The 19,714-nt window shown below is 70.0% G+C and carries 15 protein-coding genes; 7 read left to right on the forward strand and 8 right to left on the reverse strand.

All coding sequences use genetic code 11. The features are described from left to right. Nucleotides 1–80: 80 nt before the first annotated feature. From GNX71_RS31460 to GNX71_RS31470, 3 genes are read left to right on the forward strand one after another with little or no spacing between them, the layout of a single operon-like run. Nucleotides 81–1,802: an acyl-CoA dehydrogenase family protein gene (locus tag GNX71_RS31460; protein ID WP_206176025.1), complete on the forward strand. Its 1,722-nt coding sequence runs from the start codon at nucleotides 81–83 to the stop codon at nucleotides 1,800–1,802. A 25-nt stretch (nucleotides 1,803–1,827) separates the two neighbouring features. Continuing rightward, nucleotides 1,828–2,814, forward strand: coding sequence for a tripartite tricarboxylate transporter substrate binding protein (locus GNX71_RS31465; protein ID WP_206176026.1), 987 nt, complete (start codon nucleotides 1,828–1,830; stop codon nucleotides 2,812–2,814). Between the two features lie 33 nt (nucleotides 2,815–2,847). After that, nucleotides 2,848–3,990 carry a CoA transferase gene (locus tag GNX71_RS31470; protein ID WP_206176027.1) on the forward strand — a complete coding sequence of 381 codons (1,143 nt, stop codon included), beginning with the start codon at nucleotides 2,848–2,850 and terminating at the stop codon, nucleotides 3,988–3,990. Here the strand turns inward: GNX71_RS31470 and GNX71_RS31475 are convergent. Continuing rightward, the gene (locus GNX71_RS31475) at nucleotides 3,976–5,316 is read right to left on the reverse strand and encodes a UDP-glucose/GDP-mannose dehydrogenase family protein (protein ID WP_206176028.1); all 1,341 of its coding nucleotides are present in this window, start codon (nucleotides 5,314–5,316) and stop codon (nucleotides 3,976–3,978) included. The genes GNX71_RS31470 and GNX71_RS31475 overlap by 15 nt on opposite strands. 96 nt (nucleotides 5,317–5,412) lie before the next feature. On the opposite strand from GNX71_RS31475, the gene GNX71_RS31480 reads away from it, so the two are divergent. Genes GNX71_RS31480 through GNX71_RS31495 form a run of 4 tightly spaced genes read left to right on the forward strand, consistent with a single transcriptional unit; the run spans nucleotide 5,413 to nucleotide 9,332 of the window. Then, nucleotides 5,413–6,444 (forward strand): glycosyltransferase family 2 protein, encoded by a 1,032-nt coding sequence (locus GNX71_RS31480; protein ID WP_206176029.1) that lies wholly within the window; start codon nucleotides 5,413–5,415, stop codon nucleotides 6,442–6,444. Next, nucleotides 6,441–7,439 carry a hypothetical protein gene (locus GNX71_RS31485; protein WP_206176030.1) on the forward strand — a complete coding sequence of 333 codons (999 nt, stop codon included), beginning with the start codon at nucleotides 6,441–6,443 and terminating at the stop codon, nucleotides 7,437–7,439. The genes GNX71_RS31480 and GNX71_RS31485 overlap by 4 nt, the downstream gene beginning before the upstream one ends. Next, nucleotides 7,429–8,190 (forward strand): hypothetical protein, encoded by a 762-nt coding sequence (locus tag GNX71_RS31490; RefSeq protein WP_206176031.1) that lies wholly within the window; start codon nucleotides 7,429–7,431, stop codon nucleotides 8,188–8,190. The genes GNX71_RS31485 and GNX71_RS31490 overlap by 11 nt, the downstream gene beginning before the upstream one ends. A gap of 8 nt (nucleotides 8,191–8,198) precedes the next feature. Continuing rightward, nucleotides 8,199–9,332, forward strand: a complete 1,134-nt coding sequence (locus GNX71_RS31495) for a hypothetical protein (RefSeq protein ID WP_206176032.1) — start codon at nucleotides 8,199–8,201, stop codon at nucleotides 9,330–9,332. Here GNX71_RS31495 and GNX71_RS31500 read toward each other — a convergent pair. The 7 genes from GNX71_RS31500 to GNX71_RS31530 form a co-directional block, all read right to left on the reverse strand. Further along, nucleotides 9,322–10,980, reverse strand: coding sequence for a hypothetical protein (locus GNX71_RS31500; RefSeq protein ID WP_206176033.1), 1,659 nt, complete (start codon nucleotides 10,978–10,980; stop codon nucleotides 9,322–9,324). The genes GNX71_RS31495 and GNX71_RS31500 overlap by 11 nt on opposite strands. A 169-nt stretch (nucleotides 10,981–11,149) precedes the next feature. Beyond that, the gene (locus tag GNX71_RS31505) at nucleotides 11,150–12,127 is read right to left on the reverse strand and encodes a tripartite tricarboxylate transporter substrate binding protein (RefSeq protein WP_206176034.1); all 978 of its coding nucleotides are present in this window, start codon (nucleotides 12,125–12,127) and stop codon (nucleotides 11,150–11,152) included. 7 nt (nucleotides 12,128–12,134) lie between these two features. Further along, a complete protein-coding gene (locus GNX71_RS31510) occupies nucleotides 12,135–13,355 on the reverse strand; it encodes a VWA domain-containing protein (RefSeq protein ID WP_206176035.1) in 1,221 nt (406 codons plus the stop codon). Beyond that, nucleotides 13,352–15,685: a DUF5682 family protein gene (locus tag GNX71_RS31515; RefSeq protein WP_206176036.1), complete on the reverse strand. Its 2,334-nt coding sequence runs from the start codon at nucleotides 15,683–15,685 to the stop codon at nucleotides 13,352–13,354. Before GNX71_RS31515 ends, GNX71_RS31510 begins: the two co-directional genes overlap by 4 nt. 25 nt (nucleotides 15,686–15,710) lie before the next feature. Next, nucleotides 15,711–16,790 (reverse strand): AAA family ATPase, encoded by a 1,080-nt coding sequence (locus GNX71_RS31520; RefSeq protein WP_206176037.1) that lies wholly within the window; start codon nucleotides 16,788–16,790, stop codon nucleotides 15,711–15,713. Beyond that, nucleotides 16,787–18,340, reverse strand: coding sequence for a DUF5691 domain-containing protein (locus GNX71_RS31525; RefSeq protein WP_206176038.1), 1,554 nt, complete (start codon nucleotides 18,338–18,340; stop codon nucleotides 16,787–16,789). Before GNX71_RS31525 ends, GNX71_RS31520 begins: the two co-directional genes overlap by 4 nt. Beyond that, a complete protein-coding gene (locus GNX71_RS31530; RefSeq protein ID WP_206176039.1) occupies nucleotides 18,337–19,686 on the reverse strand; it encodes an SWIM zinc finger family protein in 1,350 nt (449 codons plus the stop codon). Before GNX71_RS31530 ends, GNX71_RS31525 begins: the two co-directional genes overlap by 4 nt. Nucleotides 19,687–19,714 lie beyond the last annotated feature (28 nt).

Below are 19,714 nucleotides of genomic sequence, written 5' to 3' on the forward strand. Positions count from 1 at the left end.
CGAATCGAACAAGACCAATTCGATATTAGACACGGATCGTCGCAGCTTCAACAATGCGGCGAACCAGGAGACACAACGCAATGTCCGAGAACGCCGCTCACGCCGCGCCGCCAGCCGCGCACGCCCATCCGATTCCCGACCGTCACGGCCAGAACCTGTTCACCGTCGACACCGAGCTGCACGCCCTGCTCGCGCTCTACCTGCCCGAGGACCTGCGCGCCCACATGCAGCCGCACTTCGAGCGCCTGGGCGGCCTCGCGGGCGGCCTGCTCGACGAGCTGGCCGGCACCGCCGACCGCAACCCGCCCACGCTGAAGCAGCGCACCCGCACCGGCCTGGACGAGCAGAAGGTTGTCAAGCACCCGGCCTACGTGGAGATGGAGCGTCTCGCGCTCAGCGAATTCGGCCTGGCCGCGATCTCGCACCGCGACGAGACGCTCGGCTGGAAGGGCAAGATGCCGCCGCTGGTCAAGTACGTGCTGACCTACCTCTTCGTGCAGGCCGAGTTCGGCCTGTGCTGCCCGGTCTCGATGACCGATTCCCTCACGCGCACGCTGAAGAAATTCGGTGACCCCGAACTGGTCGCGCGCTTCCTGCCGCGCCTGACCTCGCTCGACTTCGACGAACTCGCGCAGGGCGCGATGTTCATGACCGAACAGGCCGCGGGCTCCGACATCGCCGCCACCGCGACGATGGCGCATCGCGAGGCCGATGGCAGCTGGCGCCTCACCGGCGACAAGTGGTTCTGCTCCAACCCCGATGCCGAATTTGCGATGGTGCTGGCGCGCGCCGAAGACGGCGTGGCGGGCATGAAGGGCGTGTCGCTGTTCCTGCTGCCGCGCCGGCTGGCGGACGGCAGCCTCAACCACTACCGGATCATTCGCCTGAAGGACAAGCTGGGCACGCGCTCGATGGCCAGCGGCGAGATCCGGCTCGAAGGCGCGGTGGCGTACCTGGTCGGCGAGGAAGGCCGCGGCTTCGTGCAGATGGCAGACATGGTGAACAACTCGCGCCTGTCGAACGGCGTGCGCGCCGCCGGCCTGATGCGCCGCGCGGTGGCCGAGGCCGAGTACATCGCCGCCGAACGCCGCGCCTTCGGCCGCACGCTCGACCAGATGCCGCTGATGCAGCGCCAGCTCGACAAGCTGCGCCTGCCGTCCGAGCAGGCGCGCACGATGGTCTGCCAGACTGCCCTGGCGCTGGCCCGCTCCGACGCCGGCGAGCCCGATGCCTACGCGCTGCTGCGCATCCTCACGCCGCTCATCAAGTTCCGCGCTTGCCGCGATGCGCGCAAGGTGACGGGCGACGCGATGGAAGTGCGCGGCGGCTGCGGCTACATCGAGGAATGGAGCGACCCGCGCCTGGTGCGCGACGCGCACCTGGGCTCGATCTGGGAAGGCACCAGCAACATCGTGGCGCTCGACGTGATCCGCGCCGTGAAGCGCGAAGGCTCGCTGCCCGTGCTGCGCGCGCACTTCGAAAAACTGCTCGACGACGCGGCGCTTGCGCCCGCTTTCGCCAAGGCCCTGCGCGATGCGCTGGCACGCGCCGCAGCGTTGGCCGAGACCGCCGCGCGCGAAGGCGGCGACGTGCTCGCGCGCCAGGCCGCATCGGCGCTCTACCACTGCACGAGCAGCATCGCGATGGCCTGGGAGGCCAGCCGCAGCGGCTCTGCCGCGCGCCTGCGCTGGGCGCAACTGGTGCTGCTGCACCGCGTGCTGCCGCGCGACCCACTTGCGCCCGATGCGATGCCCTCGGACTGGAACGCCACCGCGACGCGCGCCGCGGAAATCACTGCCTGATTCATAGAAAAACGGAGACATCCTCTTGAGACACCTCACCCATCTCTTCGCCGCAGTCACTGCTTGCGCCGCATTGCTGAGCGCAGCACCCGCTGCGCAAGCCCAGGGCCCCTTCCCTTCCAAGCCCTTGACGCTGGTCGTGCCCTTCCCACCCGGTGGCCCCACCGACGCGATGGCCCGCACGCTCGCCGCCGAGATGAAAGATCGCCTCGGCCAGCCCATGATCGTGGAGAACCGCGCGGGCGCGGGCGGCAACATCGGCGCGGAATACGTGGCGCGCGCGGAAGCCGACGGCCACACGCTGCTGTTCGGCACCTCGGGGCCGCTCGCCATCAACGCGAGCCTCTACCGCAAGATCAACTACGACCCGGTCAAGAGCTATGCGCCCGTGATCCAGGTCGGCTACCTGCCGAACATCCTGGTGGTGAACCCCGCGCTGCCGGTGAAGACCGTGCCCGAGCTCGTCGCCTATGCCAAGGCCAACCCCGGCAAGCTCAGCTATGCGTCGTCGGGCAACGGCGCGTCGTCGCACCTGGCGGGCGTGCTGTTCAACTCGGTGGCCGGCACCGACCTGCAGCACATCCCCTACAAGGGCACGGGCCCGGCGCTCAACGACCTCTTGGGCAACCAGGTCAGCATGACCTTCACCGACATCCTCACCGCGCTGCCCTACGTCAAGGCCGGCAAGCTGCGCGCACTCGGCGTGGCGACGCTCGCGCGCTCGCAGGCGCTGCCCGAGGTGCCGACGATCTCGGAGCAGGGCTACAAGGGCTACGACGTGAGCGTGTTCTTCGGCATCGTCGCGCCGGCCGGCACGCCCGCGGACCGCGTGACCAAGCTCAACCATGCGTTCGCCGAAGTGCTGAACTCACCCAAGGTCAAGCAGATGTTCGCGGCGCAAGGGCTCGAAGCCTCGGCCGATACCTCGCCGCAGAAGCTCGGCCAGTTCATCGTGAGCGAATCGGCCAAGTGGAAGGACGTCGTGAAGAAGTCCGGCGCGCAGCTGGACTGATCGATCGATCACGAACGCACGGAACACACGAACATGACTGCACCCCAAGGCGCCCTCGCGGGCATCCGCGTCCTCGACATCTCGCGCATCCTCGGCGGCCCGTACTGCGGCCAGATCCTCGGCGACCATGGCGCCGACGTGCTCAAGGTCGAGCCACCGCAGGGCGACGACACGCGCACCTGGGGCCCGCCGTTCAAGGAGGGCGTGGCCTCGTACTACCACGGCCTGAACCGCAACAAGCGCGTGCAGCACCTGGACTTCTCGACCGAGGAAGGCCGCGAGGCGCTGCTCGCGCTGGTGGCCGAGGCCGACGTGCTGATCGAGAACTTCAAGACCGGCACGATGGAGCGCTGGGGCATCGGCTACGAGACGCTGTCCCAGCGCTTTCCGCGCCTCGTGTGGTGCCGCGTGTCGGGCTTCGGCGCCGATGGTCCGCTCGGTGCGCTGCCCGGCTACGACGCGGCGGTGCAGGCGATGACCGGCATCATGAGCATCAACGGCGAGGCCGACGGCGGCCCGCTGCGCGTGGGCCTGCCGGTGGTCGACATGGTGACGGGGCTCAACGCGGTGATCGGCGTGCTGCTCGCGCTGCAGGAGCGCAACCGCAGCGGCCATGGGCAGTTCGTGGAAGCAGCGCTGTACGACAGCGGCCTCTCGCTGCTGCATCCGCATGCGGCCAACTGGTTCATGGACGGCACCGCGCCGCGCCGCACGGGCAATGCGCATCCCAACATCTATCCGTACGACGCGCTGGCCACGGGCACCGACCCGGTGTTCGTCGCGGTGGGCAACGACCGGCAGTTCGCGAGCCTGTGCCGCTGCATCGGCTTGCCCGAGCTGGCGGACGACCCGCTCTACCGCACGGCCGGTGCGCGCTCGGTGCATCGCAACGGGCTCAAGCAGCGGCTCGAAGCGGCGATGGCGGCTTTCGACGGACGCACACTGGTCGATCAATTGATGGCCGCCGGCGTGCCCGCCGCGCCGGTGCTGCCGGTGGCCGATGCACTGCAGCATCCGCACACGCTGCACCGCGAGATGGTGGTCGAGATGCCCGGCGGCTACCGCGGCATCGGCGCGCCGGTGAAGCTGAGCCGCACGCCGGCGAGCTACCGTCATGCGCCACTGACACCAGGCAGCGCGTTCCTGCCCGCTGACGACGATTCAGCGCAACACTGACCGCCCGCGCCCGATGCCGTAGTACGCGATGCCGGCGGCTTCGACTTCAGCAGCGTCGTAGATGTTGCGGCCGTCGAAGATCGCGGGTGTCTTCAATGTGCTCGCGATGCGAGCGAAATCGGGTCGACGGAACGCGGGCCATTCGGTCACGAGCGCCAGCACATCGGCACCCTGCAGCGCATCTTCGGGCGTATCGCACCACCGCACATCGCCACGCTCACCGACGATGGCGCGCGCATTCGGTATCGCCGCCGGGTCATGCACCTGCACATGCGCACCCGCCGCCCTCAAGCGCTCCAGCAACACGAGGCTCGGCGCATCGCGCATGTCGTCGGTGTCGGGCTTGAAGGCCAGGCCCCAGAGCGCGATGGTCTTGTTCGCGATGTTGCCTTCGAAGTGATGCGTCATCAGGTCGAAGAGACGCCCCTTCTGTTCATGGTTCGCGGCCTCGACGGCCGCGAGGATGCGCAGCGGCTGTCCCTCGCGATCGGCCGCATGCCGAAGCGCCCGCACGTCCTTCGCCAGGCACGACCCGCCATAGCCCGCGCCGGCCTGCAGGAAGTCAGGCCCGATGCGCCGGTCCGAGCCGATGCCGCGGCGCACCATCTCGATGTCGGCGCCCGCATGCTCGGCCACGCGCGCCATCTCGTTCATGAAGCTGATGCGGGTCGCGAGCATCGCGTTGGCGGCGTACTTGGTGAGCTCGGCGGAGCGTCGGTCCATCACCAGCAGTTGCCTGGCCGGGTCGCGCACGAAGGGGGCATAGAGCCGCGTCAGCAGGTCGATGGCCCCAGGGTCGGTAGCACCAATCACTACACGGTCGGGCTGCCGGCAATCGCGCACGGCCGAGCCTTCGCGCAGGAACTCGGGGTTCACGGCCACCGCGATGCGATGTGCCGCACCGCGTTGCGAAAGCGCAGCGCGCAGCACCGCCTCGACCTGCTCCGCGGTGCCGACCGGCGCGGTGGACTTGCAGACGACCACGCCGTCGCGGTCGCGGTGCTGGCCAATGCTGCGCGCGACAGCCATCACATGCCGCAGATCGATATCGCCCTCGACATCGGCCGGCGTGTTGACCACGATGAAGAGCACGTCGCCATGCAGGCTCGCCGCGCGCTCGTCGGCCGTGAACCGCAGCGTTCCGGCGGCGAGGCCCGCTGCCACCAGCGCCTCGAGCCCCGGCTCGTGCAGCGGCATCCGGCCCTGCTGCAGGCCTTCGATGCGGCCCGCGTCGGCGTCCGCGCACAGCACCTCGTGCCCCGCTTCGGCCAGGCAGGCGGCGAAGCTGAGGCCCACATAACCGGCGCCGAAGATGGTCGCCTTCATGCGCACGCCCCTTCCTTAAGGCACTGGCAGCAGCGGCGGTTGTGAGATAAAAGCAGGATGCAAGCCTTCAAAACAATGTCCGGACAGGAAAATTCGATGATGCCCGATCAAGTTGCCGCGCGTTGCGCGCTGGTCCTGGAGACCAACAACCTGCGCGGCGGAGCGGATGCCGAAGCCGCCGCAAGCACCAGCCTGCAGCGTCTGATCGCCCTGTTGGCCAAACAGAAGCTGCCGCTCACGGCCCTGGCCCAGATGGTCATCACGCATGACGGGCTCAGCACCGCATCGTGCGAGGCCGTCACGGCGCTGGCAGGCCGCCCCATCGACTTCGTGCGCATCGACGCCGCCACCGGCTACTACGACGCCAAGAACGTCGGCTTCGCGGCCACCGATGCGGCGCGCTGCGACCATGTGGTGTTCGCCGATGCCGACTGCCTGCCCGACGACGACTGGCTGCTGCAGATGCTCGCGCCCTTCACGCGCGGCGCCGATGCGCCCGCGGTGGTCGCCGGCCGCACGAGCTACGCGGACAGCATCGTCGGCACCGCGCTCACGACCATCGACTTCATGTACTTCCCCAACGCCGACCACGCGGGCGCCACGAGCAACTTCTACGCGAACAACGTGGCCTTTCGCCGCGACGTGTTCGAGCAGCACAGCTACCAGGCGCTCGATGGCGTGTACCGCGCGCACTGCCAGGTGCTGGGCATGCGGCTGAAGGCGGCCAACGTGCCCATTCACTACGCGGCCGCGGCCCACACCGAGCACCGCCTGCCCGACACGCGCGCCGAGGCGCTCAAGCTGCGCTGGATGCGTGGGCAGGACACGTATTCGCTCACGCCGCACCTGCTGCGAAGCTACGTGTCGGCGCGCTGGCAGTGGCTCGCGAAGAGCGGTCCGATCGGGCCGCTGTGCGTGCTGTTCACGCGGCTGGGTTTCAGCGTGCGCGCGCTCAACCACCAGGACCTGCCTCCCCTGCGCGGCCTGCGCTGGCTCGCGGGCGTGGCGCTGATCGTCGGCTTCTCGGCCATCGACATGCTGGGCGCCTTCGCGCGCGGCATCGGCCTGCACACGACGGGCCGCACCAACGCGGATGCCCAGGCGCTTTCCTACCATCGCCCGACATGAACAAGAAAAACATCTTCAGCCTTCTCTTGCTGGCCGGCGCATGCGCCGCGGCGGGTGCCGCCGACTTCACCGGCCGCGGCGTCTTCAACTTCAAGTCCGACAGCGGCTGCCCCTTCTCCGCGCTCGCGGGCCCCGCCAACGAGTGCAACCGTCTCGCGCTGGACGATGCCGACACGCGCGCCGCGCTCGACGGCGCCGCGCACACCATCCGCTTTGCGAACCCGCGCATCTACGACGAGAAGACGATCGTGGGCGATGTGCTGCTGCAAGGCTCCGGCCAGTCGCGCAGCAACGGCCAGCGCGTGCCGCTGACCTTCCATGCGCTCCTGAGCCGCTCGGGCAACGAGTGGTCGGTGAGCAGCCATGCGCACTCGCCCATCGGCGGCGAGTTCAGCGACATCAAGATCGACCCGTACCAGGTCGTGGTGATCGAGGGCAGCGCCGAGCGCGTGGTGTTCACGCCGGCGCAGATCAGCGAGACGCTTTCCAAGCCATCGATCGCCGCGCGGCTCGCCAACGAGATCGTGCAGGTGCAGGACAACCGCACGGGCGGCGCCACCGATGCGGACATCACCGTCGGCCTGGGCCTGAGCCGCGCCTCCAAGTCCGTGGCGCGCGCGCGTTTCCGCGCGCCTGCGGCCAAGGGCAGCGAGCTCTCCGAGGCGATGCGGCAAGGCAACTGGTCGCTCGAGCTCCAGGCGCTGAGCGGGCAGATTCCGCGCCAGGTGGTGCAGCGCGACCTGTTCCTCTATGGCCTCGAATCGCAGTCGCTGCTGCAGCCGTTGATGCAGCGCGGCTTCCACAAGAACGAGAAACTGGTGCTCGGTGCGGCGGGCGGCAAGGGCTATGTGCGCTACGACGGCCAGCAGCGCGAGTTCGCCGGCGCCGACGCATCGGCGCGCGCGTTCCTTCAGGACAGCTTCATCGGGCTCGTGCTCGGTTGGCAGCAGCAACAGCAGCCGCAGCCCCCGGTGGCAAAGGCCAATGGACGCTGACATCGCCCAGGCGAACGCGGGATTCGACTGCCTCGCGTCACCGACATTGCGCGGCTGGCCGGCGCTGCAGGCGCGGCTGGTGCACCACATCAAGCGCGCCGCGTTGCGCCAGATGCATGCGAGCCGCGCCGGTGAAGTGATGTTGTTGCGCCTCTACCTCGTCGGTGAAGAATCGTCCGAGCAGGCACTGCAGCGCGAGCTGCGCACGAGTGCGCCCGAGTGGCTCACGCGCCAGCTCGACCAGCATCTGGCCGACGAGCAACTCCATGCGCAACTCTTCGCCGATGCCATCGTCGAGCGCGGCGGCACTGCGCAAGCGGCCGCATCGCCCGAAGAAGCGCCGCAGCCCGACTGGCTGAGCCGGCGCAAGCTCGCGCGCTGGCAGCGCCTCATCCGGCGCCATGCACCGCACTTCGCGCACGGCGGCCTCGTGCCGGCCTATGCGATCGGCCTTGCCGCCGAGCAGATGGCCTCGCGCATCCTGCAACGCCATTGCGCGCTGATCGGCCCTCAGCATGCGCTGCAACCGTTGCTCACGCGCGTGCTCGCCGACGAAGACCGCCACATTCGCCTCTGCAGCCACACGCTGCAGCGCTGCGTGGCGCCGCACGAAGAAGCAAGGCTCGCGCAGCTGATGCACGAGGTGCGCGACACCGAGCGCGGCTTCGGCATCACCGGCGCGCTGGGCATGTACGTCGCGGGCGTGGCCTTGCGCCTGCGCCCCGGCAGTGCGCGGCCGGTGACCGCTTGAGTCGATCGATGCCGCCGCGCATCGTCTACCTCGCGACCGCGGACGCGCGCGGCCACCTGATGCGTGCGCAACTGCTCGCGCATTCGCTGCGCGCGGCAGGCGCGAGCGTGCAGGTGCTCACCACCTCCGACGAAGGCGCGCGCTTTCTCGTGGGCTTCGGCATCGAGGCCCCGGTACTCTCGCGCCACTACGCGGTGCAATTCGACCGCGAACAGAACATGCTGCGCCGCGAAACCGACCGCAACGTGGCGCACTACGTGTTCCGCCCGGGGCGCATGCTGCGCGACATCCTGCGGCTGCGTGCGTGGTTCCGCGATGCGGACCTGGTGGTGAACGACTCCTTCCACCCCGCGCTGCTGTTCATGGGCTGGATGCCGGGCTGGCGGCACAAGGTGGTGCATGTGTACGGCGCGAGCCTGCGGCATGCGCTCGAGACCAATTTCAGCGGGCGCATGCCGGCGTGGATGGCGAACATCTTCGGCCGCATCGTGGCGTGGCAGATCGACCGCAGCCGCGCGCGCATCGCGCACGACTTCGCCTACGGCGAGCCGCAGCACGATGGACGCGGCGGCCACCAGCTCGCCACGCCGGTGGCGGTGATGGGCGCCGACACGGAAGCGCACGACGACCTCGCGCCGCAGGCCGCGGTCTACCTGAATCCGCATTTCAAAGAAGCCGCGCTCGCCGATGGCCTGGAGCGCGGCCTGGCCGATGCGCGCGTGCCGGCGCATCTCGTCGGCGAGGGCTATGCGCAGCGCGCGGGCTGGCACGCGCAGGACGAGCACTGGATCGAGATGGCCGCGCGCAGCGCCTTCATCGTCTCGGCGCCCGGCATGGCGGCGCTGTCGATCGCGGCGGTGTACCGCAAGCCGATCCTGCTGCTCCTGACCGACCAGCCCGAGCAGGCGATCAATGCGCAGCGCGCCGCGCAGTTGGGCCTGCACCATCGCATCGTGGTGTGGCAAGGCCGCACCGGGGATTTCGCGCGCGCCGTGACGACCGCTGCGAGCGAGCTGCTCGCGCTGACCGACGACGGCCATGGCCCGCAAGCAGCGCAGAAAGGCCGCGAGGCCGCCATTGCCCGCCTGCAGCACTGGACGGTGCTGCTCCACGGCCTCGCCGCTGCGCCGCCTACCCGGTAACCCCGCGTGCCGAGTCGCGCAGCGCGCGGAACACCCGTGCCAGCGCGCGCACCGGCCGCATCTCGGACCACTGCACCGACGACACCTGCGGCGGCGGCATCGCGACCACACCCCGCGCCGTGCGCAACGACACCTGCAGTTTCCTGAGCGTGAAACCCGGCTTCGCGACCGTGCGGCGCACATTGCCGCGGCCCGCATCGGCCACGACGAGCTGCAGCACCAGGCACTTTCTGCCGGCCGTCGGCTGCACCTCGAACACCAGGCTGCGCCGCTTGGCGCCGGTGGTGCAGGAGCCGGGCAGCACCACGCCGTCGAACATCGCATGGACGCTGGTGGTCTTCAAATTGCTGCGGAAATCGATGCGAACTTCGAGGCGATGCGGCTGCTGGTGCGAGAGCGTTTCCGCCAGCGATGGCAGCGGGATCACCAGGCATGCGAGCTCGCCGACGCTCTTCGCGCCCTCGGCATCGGGCGGCGACCAGCCGTGACTCAGCCAGCCCGTCGCGGCGCTGCCGGGGTGGAACAGGTACGGGCGACTCAACTGCAGCTCGGCCACGTCGTGCAGGCCGTGGCTCTGGTCATCGAAGCCCCAGCGGGTCATGAAGGCGCGGTCGATGGCGGTGGCGGGCCAGGCGGCGAAATGGCGTGGCGCTGCATCGCCGATGCCGCAGATGGCGGTCATGAAATCCATCGCGCCGAGTTCGGGCCCGACCGGTATCCACGCCGAGCACGCCACCGGCAGTTGCCCCGCCGCATTGCGATCGGCGCGGATCAGCGCGTGCGCGGGCTTGCTGAAATAGCGCGCCTCGGTCAGCACGCTCGACGACAGGCTGGCCGCAAAGTGAACGTTGGCGGCCGACAGCAGCGCATAGGTGTTCTCCTCGGTCCACGCCACATTGGGAATGGCGCGAGCGACCGGCGCGAGGTCGTGCAGCGCGGGCTCGTAGGGATGCGGCTTGATCACCAACAGGTCGACGCTGCGCGCCAGTTCGCGCAGCGGCGCGACCACGCTCGCCGGGTGCATGGTGCGCCCGCCGCTCACGAGCGACAGGTCGACCAGGCTCTGGCCGAAGAAGAGTCCGATGCGAAGCCGCGGATCGAACAGCGCCGGCGCACCGTGCCGCGCGAAGTGGCCCTTGAGCGCCGCGGCGTGGTTCCAGAACACCTCTTCATCGACACGGCGCGCCTGCAGCGCGGCTGCGATGACCGGGTCGTTCGTGCGCGCGCAGAAGTGCAGATGCTCGGTGAAGCGGCGCGGATCGATCTCGATGTCCAGGTAGCTCGCGCCGCTGCGCGCAATGCAGTGCTGGAGCGCCGGCGTAAGGCCCCAGCCGATCACCAGGCATCCGGGGTCGAAGGCCGGCATGCCCTCGCGGCCGTGCACCGGCAGCAGGTCGGCGATGCAGGCGCGGGCCCAGCCGGCGGGCGTCGTGGGCAGGTCGAGCCGGGCCATGAGGCGCGCCACGTCGATGCGGCCGCCACCCTCCAGCGGCGCCACCTCGCGCACCGGCAAGCCCAGGCGGCCGAGCGTGGAATCGAAAAAACCGCGCAGGAATCGCCGGTTCGCAGCGTGGTACGGAAGACCGTTGGCGGCGGACCGAAAGAAATCGTCCGCGAAGATGACGTGATTGAACCGGCGGGTTGTCATTGACTGGGTGCGAGCCGGCCTTGCTTGTGCAACCCGTCCGCGCGACCTTCCATGTGCGATGCGCCAATCTAGGCAGTCACTCTTAGTTCAGAGTGAGAACGGCGGCGCACCCGCGCAAAGTTCGTGCAAAGTGCCCGTAAAGCGGGCTGAAACATGGCCTCTTTTTTGATCAGTCGAGCGACAGGTTGAGGCTCTTGATCAACGGATGCCAACGCGCCGTTTCGTCGCCGATGAGCGCCTCGAACTGCGCCGGCGTGCTGCCCACCGGCTCGACGCCGGACTCGGCGAGCTTGCGCAGCACCACCGGGTTGTGGATCGCGCTGGCCACCGCCTGCTGCAGCCGCGCCACGAGCTCGGGCGGCGTACCTGCGGGCACCGCCAGGCCCAGGAGCGCCGCGGCCTCGACGCGCGGCATGCCGAGCTCCGCGAAGGTGGGCACCGCGGGCAGCTGCGGCAGGCGGGTGGCGTTGGCGACCGCGAGCGCGCGCGCCTTGCCGCTCTGGATGAAGCGGTTGGCCGCGGCCAGGTCGCTCATCATCGCGGGCAGCTGGCCACCCGCCAGATCGGCCAGCGCGGGCGCGGCGCCGCGGTAGGGCACGTGCACCATGCGCAGCCCGGCCTGGCGCTGGAGCAGCTCCATCGCCAGGTGCTGCGGCGTGCCGGTGCCGGCGGAGGCGAAGCTGACCTTGCCGGGAAAGGCCCGCGCATCCGCGATGAAGGCGCGCGCATCCTTCTCGCCGCTGGAGGGGCCGACCAGCAGCACCATCGGCAAGCGGCCCAGCAGCGTGACCGGCGCGAAGTCGCGCGACGGGTTGTAGCTGAGATTGCGGTAGAGCGCGGGGTTGAACACCAGGGTGCCGTTGTCGGCCGAGAGCACGGTGTAGCCATCGGCCGGCGCGCGTGCCGCCTCGATGGCGCCGAGCGCGGTATTGCCGCCAGCGCGGTTCTCGATCTGCACCGGCTGGCCCGTGTCGATGGCGAGCTGGGTGCCGATGGTGCGCGCGATGACGTCGGCGATGGCGCCTGCGGGGTACGGCACGATCCAGCGGATCGGCCGGGCCGGGAATTCGCGTTGCGCGTGCGCAGCCCTGACCGACATGGCGGCGAGGGCCAGTGCCGCAAGCTCGCGTCGGGTCAGGCCGGCCATCACCACATCAGGCAGCGCGGCTCGTTTTCAGGCCCTGGCCCGCGGCCCACGTCGCGACGTCTTCGCGCTTGATCGCGGCGGCCATGAGCCCCGGAAACGCATCGGGCGTGCATGCGAACGACGGCACGCCGAGCGCGGCCAGCTTGGAGGCGAGATCGCGGTCGTAGGCGGGTGCGCCCTCGTCGCTGAGCGCGAGCAGCGCGATGAACTGCACGCCGGCCTCGACCAGTTCGTTGGCGCGGCGCAGCAGGTTGTCTTCCACGCCGCCTTCGTACAGGTCGGAGATCAGGATGAGGATGGTGTTGCGCGGCTCGCGCACCAGGCTCTGGCAGTAGCCGACCGCGCCGTTGATGTCGGTACCGCCGCCCAGCTGCACGCCGAACAGCAGGTCCACCGGGTCCTGCAGCTGCTCGGTCATGTCGACCACGGCGGTGTCGAACACCACGAGCTTGGTCGCCACCGCGGGCAGGCTCGCCATCACCGCGCCGAAGATGCTCGAGTAGACGACCGAGGCGGCCATCGAGCCGCTCTGGTCGATGCACAGGATCACCTCGCGCTGCGGCTGGCGGGCCTTGCGGCCGTAGCCGACCAGCGTCTGCGGCACCACGGTGCGGTATTCGGGCTGCCAGTGGCGCAGGTTGGCGCGGATGGTGCGGTTCCAGTCGATCTCGGAATGGCGCGGGCGGCGGTTGCGCTGGCTGCGGTTGAGCGCGCCGCTCACCGCGCTGCGCATCGGCTCCTCGAGCTTCTTCATGAGCTCGTCGACCACCTTGCGCACCACGGCGCGCGCGGTGTCCTTGGTGCCGGCCGGGATCACGCTCGACAGCGCCACGAGATTGGCGACCAGGTGCACGTCGGGCTGCGCGCTCTCCAGCATCTCGGGCTGCAGCAGCATCTGGCGCAGGTTGAGCCGCTCCATCGCGTCGCGCTGCATCACCTGCACCACCTGGCTCGGAAAGTACTTGCGGATGTCGCCGAGCCAGCGCGCCACGCTGGGTGCCGAATCACCGCGGCCGCCGCGCTGGCCGCCCTGCCCGAGGCCGCGCCGGCCATCGGCTTCGTAGAGCGCGGCGAGCGCCTGGTCGATCTCGCGCACCCGGCCTTCGACGGCGCCGCAGCTCGCGTTGGCTTCGCTGCCGAGCACGAGGCGCCAGCGCTGCAGGCGGTCGGTGGGCGGCAGTGCTTGTTCGGCGTCAGCGTCGGCGGGGTCTTGAAGATTCGCGCTCATGCTTTCACTCCCAGCAGTTCCCGCAGCAGCGGCAGCGCGAGCACCGCGCGTGTTTCGTCCCAATCGGTGGCGGCCACGGCGGCCGGCAAGGTACCGCCAACCGCGCCACGTTTTGCACGCTCGCCGAGCGCGCGCCGGTCCGAACCTGAAAAGTCCGCGAAGCTGCGGCGCACCAGCGGGAGCACCTGCACGAAGTGTTCTTCGCCGAGCCCCGAAAGCCAGCGGTCGACCAGCGACCACACGGCCTCGTCGTGCAGCAGCACCATCGCATTGCGGTTGAGAAAACCTTCGAGCCACGCGGCGGCCTCGGTCGGCGGTGCGCCGGCCGAGAGGTTGCGGCCGAGCTGCTGCGAGGCACCGTCGCTGTCGATCTGCGCATCGTCGAGCAGCAAGCGGCAGCTCACGCCGCGCAGCAGCGGCGCGCCGGTTTCGCCGAAGGCGATGGACTTCAACGCGGCGCGCCAGGCGGCGGTGGTCTCTTCGCCGTCGCGCAAGCGCACCGCGTCGTGCGTGGCGATGAGCCGGGTGCGCAGCGCCTCGGCGGCCTCGGCATCGAGCGCGCCGCAGGCGATCGGCAGGCCGATGGCGCCGCGCACGATCAGGCTGTCGAGCACGTGCGAGAGCAGCGCGCTGTCGGTCTGGCGCACGCTGCCGTAGCGGAACACGTTGGCCAGCGGCGGCACCGCGCCGATGAGCTGCACCGCGTCGCCGGTGAGCGCGGCGCGGTCTTCGAGCGCACGGGTCACGGCCTGCACCGCGACCGGCAGGTCGGCGAGCAGCACGATGTCGACCTGCTCGGCGAGGGCGGTGAGCGAGGTTTCCGTCGCCAGCTCCTCCATCACGCGCGCGCTCGCGGCATGCGCCACGGTTGCGCCGAAGCGGCTGGCTTCGATGATGCGCAGCGCGAACTCGGGCTGCCATTGCAGTTGCCACACTTCGTGGAAGGTGCCGCGGCTCGCACGCTGGCCGGCGGTGATCTCGCCCCACGGCAGGTCGAGCAGCCGCAGGCGATGCAGCAGATGGCTGCGCGCGAGGTCGTTGGGCTGGCGCAGGTCGAGGTCGAGCGTCTTGGCCGTTGCCTCGGGTTTGAGGCGCAGGCTCTTCTGCGCCTGCTCGATGTCGCGCTGCAGTGGTACGGTCGGTACTTCGGCCGGCACCTGGCCCATGCGGTCGCCGACGGTGAGGCGTTCGCGGATCAGCGTGAGCGGCGCCTGCTCGCCCATGCAGATCACGCTGCGCACGGCCTCGTCGAGCTCGGGCAGGCCGGGCGCGGGGCGCTCCCGCAGCGCGGCGAGCGTTTCGGCGAGGCGCGTGGCTTCGATGAGGTGGGCAGAGGAGCAATCGAGATCGTGCTCGCGCAGCAGCCGCGCCACGCGCGCGAGCCAGCCGGTCGTGCGCCCCGCGACCTGCTGGCCTTGCTGCCACAGATGCTCGTACCAGCCCGGCGAATCGATGCCCGCGCCGTAGCCGCTCGCGCTCGTGAGGTGGCGATACGTCCACGGCACCCAGGTCGCGAGCACCTTGAGCTTCGGCAGGCCCTTGAGCAATGCGGCATCGGCCTTGGCGGTGACCGTGCCCTGCAATGCCGGCACATGCCACGCACCGCAGACGACGGCGATGCGCTGGTGGCCGGCCTTCACGGCGTCGCGGATCGACTGGCGCATGAAGGCTTCGCGCAGCTGCTCCCTCTCCATCGCGCGCTGGCCGCGGCGGTCTTCGGGCGTCTCGGCGCGCACGGCCGTCATGGCTTCGGCGATGGCGCCGAACAGGTCTTCGCCGTCGCCGCGCTCCTCGACCATGTGGTTCCACCAGCTCTCGCCGTCGGCATAGCCCGCGGCATGGGCGAGCCAGTCGAAGGGGTCGTCGGGCAGCGCGTTGGCGGTGTGTTCTTCCTCGGGCGCTTCGACCGTTTCGGAGACGGGCACCTTGTCGGTCTCGTCGTCATCGAGCGGTGTTTCGGTGGGTGCTTCCGCCTTGGCCTCGTCGGCCGCGCGCGCCGCCTGCTCGATGGCCATGCGATGCGCCTGCGGCAGATCGATGAAGCGCGTGGGCAGCGCGTGCTTCACGCCCCATTGCAGCGCCTGCCATTCGGGCGAGAACTCGGCGAGGGGGTAGAAGGCGGCCAGGCGTGTGTCGTCGTTCGCATGCACCAGCATCGCGACCGGCGGGCGCAGGTCTGCATGCGCCATGAAGGAAAGCAGGCCCTCAGCCTCGGGCGGACCCTCGACCAGGATGCAGTCGGGCTGCAGCGACTCGAAGGCGCGCAGCAGGCTGCGCGCGCAACCGGGGCCGTGGTGGCGGATGCCGAAGTAATGCAGCGGTGAAGCCATGTGCAATCGCGGTGGCGTGCGAGGCTCAGAGCTGTTCGCGGCAGGCGCGATAGAGGTCCTTCCAGTCGGCGCGCTCCTTCACCACCGTCTCCAGGTATTCCTTCCACACCACGTGGTCCTGCACCGGATCCTTGATGACGGCGCCGATCAGGCCCGAGGCCACGTCGGCCGAGCGCAGCACACCGTCGCCGAAGTGGCCGGCCAGCGCCATGCCGCTGTTGATGACGGAGATGGCCTCGGCCGTCGAGAGCGTGGAGGTTGGCGACTTGATGCGTGTCTTGCCGTCCTCGGTCTGGCCGTTGCGCAGCTCGCGGAAGATCTGCACCACACGGCGCACTTCCTGCAGCGCAGGCGGCTCGGCTGGCAGCGCCAGCGCGCGGCCCAGTTCGGACACGCGCTTGACCACGATCTGCACTTCCTCGGCCTCGCTCGCCGGCACCGGCAGCACCACGGTGTTGAAGCGACGCTTGAGCGCGCTCGAGAGTTCGTTCACGCCCTTGTCGCGGTTGTTGGCGGTGGCGATCACCGAGAAGCCGCGCACCGCCTGCACCTCGCTGCCGAGTTCGGGAATGGGCAGCGTCTTTTCCGACAGCACCGTGATCAGCGTGTCCTGCACATCGGCCGGAATGCGGGTGAGTTCTTCGACGCGCGCGATCTTGCCGAGGCGCATGGCGTGCACCAGCGGGCTCGGCACCAGCGCCTTTTCCGACGGGCCGTGGGCCAGCAGTTCGGCGTAGTTCCAGCCGTAGCGCAGTTGCTCTTCGCTGGTGCCGGCGGTGCCCTGGATCAGCATCGTCGAGTCACCGCTCACGGCCGCGGCCAGATGCTCCGACACCCACGACTTGGCCGTGCCCGGCACGCCGTAGAGCAGCAGCGCGCGATCGGTCGCGAGCGTGGAGACGGCAATCTCCATCAACCGGCTGTTGCCGATGTATTTGGGGCTGACCTCGAAGCCGTTGGCGAGCTTGCCGCCCATCAGGTAGGTGAGCACGGCCCAGGGCGAGAGTTTCCAGTTGGCCGGCCGCTGGCGGTCGTCGACCTTCTGGAGCGCATCGAGTTCTTCGGCGAATTGCTGTTCGGCATGCTGGCGCAGGACATTGCTCATGGACGGCCTTGAGATGAGGAAGAGGTTGACGGGGAACGAAGGGTTGAAAACAGCTGGCGCGCACGCACGATGCGCGCGGTGTCGCTCAATGCGCTGGCGACGCCGGGGCTTTCCTCGGCGGCACGCGGCAGGTCGGCCAGCAGGTGCAGCGCATCGGCATGCAGCAGCGCGGCCGCGTTGCCGAGCACCTGGCGCAGCACGTAGTCGTTGACGAGGTCGCCGCGCTCGACGCGGGCGCGCAGCGCGGCCGCGAGCTGGAGCGAGAGATCGGCCGATGGCGTTTCGCCGGGCGCACAGGCCTGGTCGGCGAAAGCGATCACGTTCTGCACGCCGCTGCCCGCCAGGCCGAGTTCGATCACCCAGTGGCGCTCGCGCCGTTCGCGCGGCAGCAGCGCCAGCAACTGGCCGACCCAGGCGCGCTGGCTGTATTGGGTGTGATGGTGGTCGAGCATCGCGTCGCACCAGTCGACATCGGACACGACGAGGATGGCTTCGTTCCAGCCGCGGAAGAGCGCATCTTTCCAGTCGCTCTTCCCGGCCCAGCCGAGCAGCGCGGCGGGTGTCATTGCGGTGCGCGTGGTCCACCATGAGAGCGGCGTTTGCCGCACGAGCTGGTAGAGCCACCAGGCGCGTTCGCCGAGGCTGTCGTGGGTGGGACGCATGGGATCGATGGCGTCGTCCTTCCAGCGCGGGTCGGCCGCCTCGGGGGCGTTCAACTGCCAGGCACCGCCCATTTGCGACAACAGCGGCGCGAGGAAGGCTTCGATGCGCTGCACATGGGCGCTGGCAGGCAGGCGCTGCAGCAATTCGACCGCGGCCTGGCGCACGTCGCGGGCGCGGTCCTTGAGTTGCGCGTCGATCAGGGCTTCGTCGTCGGGGCCGATGTTCTCGGCCAGCGCGCCGAGCAGCGTGGCGCGCTCCTTGGCGGGGAGTTGCGGCAGCTCCGCGGCGAGGCGCTCGCGCGCGGCGGCGGGATAGCTGCGGCGTTGCTCGGCGAGCACCGCGCGGCGCTGTTCGAGGCTGCCTTCGTCCCAGCGCGTCTGCGCATCGGCCTGCTCGCTGGCGCCGACGGCGTAGCGCCAGTCGTCGTTCCGCGCGGCGAGCCAGAGGCCGCGCTCGCCGAGCGCCGGGATCACGGCGGGCCGCAGGTCGATGGCACGGCGGCCGGCGTCGAGCGCGGTGGGCAGGAGGTTGTGGGGCAGGCGCAGGCCGGCGGCAGTCAGCGCGGCGAGGCCTTCGTGCTGCAGGCGCAGCGGTCCGCTTGCCAGCGCATCGGCGATGGCGGCCTGCAGCGCGGGATCGTTCAGCACGAGACGTTCGTCCGCGGCGGCGACCGGTGCATCGGAAGGCGATAAACCGGGCGCCACGAAGCCGGCGCGGCGGCCGATGGCCACGGCGCCCGCGACGCGCAGGAGCTGGCCTTGCGCTTCGCCGGCCTGGATCGCCTGCAGCAATCCACCGAATTCACCCGCCATTCCTTCGACGGCAGGTACGGGTTGACGGGCAGTGCCGACCAGCGCGCTCTGCAGCAAGGTGTTCCAGTGGCTCATGCGCGCACTCCAGCCAGGGTCCAGACCGGCGCGCTGCCGACCGCTGCACCCGAAGCCCAGGCGGTAAGCGGCGCGAACTGCTCGCCGTCCCACTCGCCGAAGACGCGCAGCGGCGCGCCACCCGAGTGCGCCAGCAACTGCCAGGCCTCCTGCGTCGCCAGTTGCATCGGCAAGGCCTGCGGCGCGGCATCGAGGCGCAGCCACCATTGGTCGCCGTGCCGTGCCGGAATGGCTTCGGCCCACACCATCGGCAGCAGCGGTTGCCAGGGATTAGCAGCGATCTGTTGTGCCATGCGGTGCCACTCGTCGGAGGCATCGGTCGCAGGCTGCGCCAACGCGGGCGCGTCCGCCAGCAGTTCAGCCACCAGCGCGCGCTGCGAAGCGTGGCCGGGATAGAAGCACAGCACCGCGGCGCGCTCGCTGCCGCTGACCCAGCCGGTTTCGAAACCACGCCCGCCATGCGAGTAATCGAGCAGCAACGCACGCCGCCCGCTCGCGCGGCCCTGCAGCCACACATGGCGCTCGACCAGCTTTGCATCGCGTTCGTCTGTGCACTGACCCAGCACGAGCCAATGGTCGCTGATGCATTCGCCGTCCGCGAGCAGGCCTTCGCGGTCCTGCGGCCAGCCGAGCGCGATGCGCAGATCGGCCAGCGTGGCGGGCGAGAGCGATTCGCGGCGCGGCACCGCATCGACGATCAATTGAAGGCGGCCGAGCCGGTCGAGCAAGCGCGCCGGCCAGCCTTCGCCCACGCCGATGAGTTCGGCCGCCTGCGTGATGCGCTGGCCGAGCCCCGGCGCCTGTGCATCGACCATGCGCGCCGCCACCGCGCCCCAGGCCTGCTGCTGTTCGCTGCCGAGCGCGGCGAGGCCGCGCTGGGTCTGGTCGTCGAGCCAGCGCGCGAGCTCCTGCACGCCGGCTTCGATGCGCTTCCAGCGCTGCGCGTCGCGCTTGGCGGCCGCGGCGGGATCGGGCGCGGTCGCGGGTTCGGCGGCGCGCGCTTCTTTTTTCTCGGCCTTGTCGCGGCGCGAGGCGATCCACTCGGCCACCCACGGCGGCGGCGTGCCGGCGGTGAAGCTGGCGTCGCTCTGCGCGCGCAGCAGCATCAGCGCGAGGCCGTGCTTGCAGGGGAACTTGCGGCTCGGGCAGGAGCAGCGGAAAACGGGGCCGGAGAGATCGACCTGCGTCTGGTAGGGCTTGCTGCCGCTGCCCTGGCATTCGCCCCAGACGGCCTCGTCGGAATACCCGAGCGTGGGCCACTTGGCCGGTGCGAGCAGGCCCTTGGCGGCCTTGGCCGACGCATCGTCGGGGGCGATCGCCAGAACGGCTTCTGTAGTGAGAGTCATCGGGGCACCCTCGCGCCGGTCCGCGGCG

The organism is Variovorax sp. RKNM96 (assembly GCF_017161115.1).
Taxonomy (GTDB): domain Bacteria; phylum Pseudomonadota; class Gammaproteobacteria; order Burkholderiales; family Burkholderiaceae_C; genus Variovorax.

What these genes read in the sequence shown, in the direction of transcription:
- GNX71_RS31475 (WP_206176028.1), bottom strand. Translation starts at nt 5,316, where the DNA reads ATGAAGGCGACCATCTTCGGCGCCGGTTATGTGGGCCTCAGCTTCGCC.
- GNX71_RS31480 (WP_206176029.1), top strand. Translation starts at nt 5,413, where the DNA reads ATGATGCCCGATCAAGTTGCCGCGCGTTGCGCGCTGGTCCTGGAGACC.
- GNX71_RS31460 (WP_206176025.1), top strand. Translation starts at nt 81, where the DNA reads ATGTCCGAGAACGCCGCTCACGCCGCGCCGCCAGCCGCGCACGCCCAT.
- GNX71_RS31495 (WP_206176032.1), top strand. Translation starts at nt 8,199, where the DNA reads ATGCCGCCGCGCATCGTCTACCTCGCGACCGCGGACGCGCGCGGCCAC.
- GNX71_RS31500 (WP_206176033.1), bottom strand. Translation starts at nt 10,980, where the DNA reads ATGACAACCCGCCGGTTCAATCACGTCATCTTCGCGGACGATTTCTTT.
- GNX71_RS31470 (WP_206176027.1), top strand. Translation starts at nt 2,848, where the DNA reads ATGACTGCACCCCAAGGCGCCCTCGCGGGCATCCGCGTCCTCGACATC.
- GNX71_RS31510 (WP_206176035.1), bottom strand. Translation starts at nt 13,355, where the DNA reads ATGAGCGCGAATCTTCAAGACCCCGCCGACGCTGACGCCGAACAAGCA.
- GNX71_RS31515 (WP_206176036.1), bottom strand. Translation starts at nt 15,685, where the DNA reads ATGGCTTCACCGCTGCATTACTTCGGCATCCGCCACCACGGCCCCGGT.
- GNX71_RS31505 (WP_206176034.1), bottom strand. Translation starts at nt 12,127, where the DNA reads ATGGCCGGCCTGACCCGACGCGAGCTTGCGGCACTGGCCCTCGCCGCC.
- GNX71_RS31530 (WP_206176039.1), bottom strand. Translation starts at nt 19,686, where the DNA reads ATGACTCTCACTACAGAAGCCGTTCTGGCGATCGCCCCCGACGATGCG.
- GNX71_RS31525 (WP_206176038.1), bottom strand. Translation starts at nt 18,340, where the DNA reads ATGAGCCACTGGAACACCTTGCTGCAGAGCGCGCTGGTCGGCACTGCC.
- GNX71_RS31485 (WP_206176030.1), top strand. Translation starts at nt 6,441, where the DNA reads ATGAACAAGAAAAACATCTTCAGCCTTCTCTTGCTGGCCGGCGCATGC.
- GNX71_RS31490 (WP_206176031.1), top strand. Translation starts at nt 7,429, where the DNA reads ATGGACGCTGACATCGCCCAGGCGAACGCGGGATTCGACTGCCTCGCG.
- GNX71_RS31520 (WP_206176037.1), bottom strand. Translation starts at nt 16,790, where the DNA reads ATGAGCAATGTCCTGCGCCAGCATGCCGAACAGCAATTCGCCGAAGAA.